Origin of the sequence: Anabaena sp. AL93 (assembly GCF_001672085.1) — a bacterium.
Lineage (GTDB): Bacteria > Cyanobacteriota > Cyanobacteriia > Cyanobacteriales > Nostocaceae > Dolichospermum > Dolichospermum heterosporum.
Genome location: NZ_LJOU01000207.1, coordinates 1 through 1,666, shown reverse-complemented (window position 1 = coordinate 1,666; position 1,666 = coordinate 1). Strand labels below are relative to the sequence as shown.

Sequence of the window (1,666 nt, the reverse complement as noted above, 5' to 3'; positions counted from 1 at the left end):
TTGACACTCTCAGGGCTGAAGCCACTGAGATTCTTAAAATTTTGCAATCCTAATATCCTGTTTGCACAGGTTCCCAAACTCAACACGTTTGCACAAAAGTGCGTGCTGATACTGCTAGTTGCTTTACTTGGAGAGACCCCAATACCGCACTGGCTCATCTTTTGGGCGTTTAGCTGTTAAACAGCAAGTTTCGCGGAGTCCCCACGTACTATATTTCGACTTCGCTCAATACAAGTTTTGAAAGCTCTATCTCTAATTGTTTTGGCAGCACCAATATCGGCGTGTTCGTGATACCCACATTCAGTACAAATGAATTTCTCACCATCACGGTTTGATTTATCAGTATGCCCACAATTTCTGCATTCTTGACTGGAGTATTTAGGATTGATTTTAATGACAACTTTTCCTTGCTTCACAGCGAGATACTCAATTTTTAAAATCAAATCACTCCAACTTGCGTCAGAGATAGAACGGTTTAACCCCTTCTTTCTTGATTGCCCATTCTTTAAAAATCTCCCAGTTTTTTCATCAGTTTTCACCTGGCAACGTGTTAACATTCCAGAGATGTTTAAATCTTCTAAGGCAATAGCATCAACCTTTCTAGAAACTATTGTTTTAGCAACATTCCATTGATAAGCAGTCCTTTTATCTGTAATCTTTTTGTGAAACCGTCCTACTTTATTAGCTTCTTTTTTACGATTTTTACTCCCCTTGACTTTACGATTAATCCGTCGCTGTCTGATTTTTAAAGTGCGTCTAGCTTTTTTATTAGTTGAGAATCTAGGATTATCAATTTGATGTCTGTCAGAGAGATGGACAAGTTTAGTTATTCCTAAGTCACAACCAAGAATAGAATTAACTTCGTTTAGCGGTTTTTTTACATAGTCTGGTATGGTTTTATCTTCAATCCTAATTGAAACATACCAACCATCTTGACGCTTTCTTAATGTGGCAGCTTTGATAGTAAAACCTGTTGGTATTAGGCGAGAATTAAAAAACCGCATCCATCCCAATTTAGGGAGATAAATTTTATTACCTTGAACTTTTACGCCCATCTGGTAAGTAAAAGAGGTAAAATTACTACGGTTTTTAAACTTGGGAAAACCTCTCCCTTCAAAGAAGTTTTTATAGGCAGTGTCAAGGCGTTTGACGTTTTGCTGTAGGACTGTAGAATCAATCTCAGCAAACCAAGGTCTAGCTTTTTTTAGATATGGTAATGCCGTTATTTGAATATCACCAGCACTGCGTCGAGGGTTTTTGAGTTTGCCATCCTTGTCAGTTTTAGCATCTTTCCACGGCTCTCCACTTGCTCCATTTTTACTAACAAAGCAAGTTAATGGACAAGCTTCTGCTTTAGTCCTAATATCGCAATAGTCACCTTGAATAAACTGCTGGTTGTATTGAGCTATTCTGTCAGCCAAACTCCAATTGTAAGTAGACCGGAGCATATCTAGCCAGTTATCCATTTTATTGGACTGGCTAATATTGGGGCGGATTTTATATACATAATTTGTTAGCAATTTACAATCACCACCTTGATATGCTAGACTTAACTTAGTATATACATATATTCTAATGAAGTCAACAGGTAAAGGAATTAAAAGAACAAAAAATCAGCCAGTCTTTTATGAAGAACTGAAGAAGCACCGAAATATAATGGTGACTA

Annotated in this window: 1 protein-coding gene; it reads right to left on the bottom strand. The window is 37.3% G+C overall.

Annotated elements, in window-relative coordinates:
- Nucleotides 1–176: 176 nt before the first annotated feature.
- Nucleotides 177–1,520 (bottom strand): transposase, encoded by a 1,344-nt coding sequence (locus AN486_RS26465; RefSeq protein WP_267902206.1) that lies wholly within the window; start codon nucleotides 1,518–1,520, stop codon nucleotides 177–179.
- Nucleotides 1,521–1,666 lie beyond the last annotated feature (146 nt).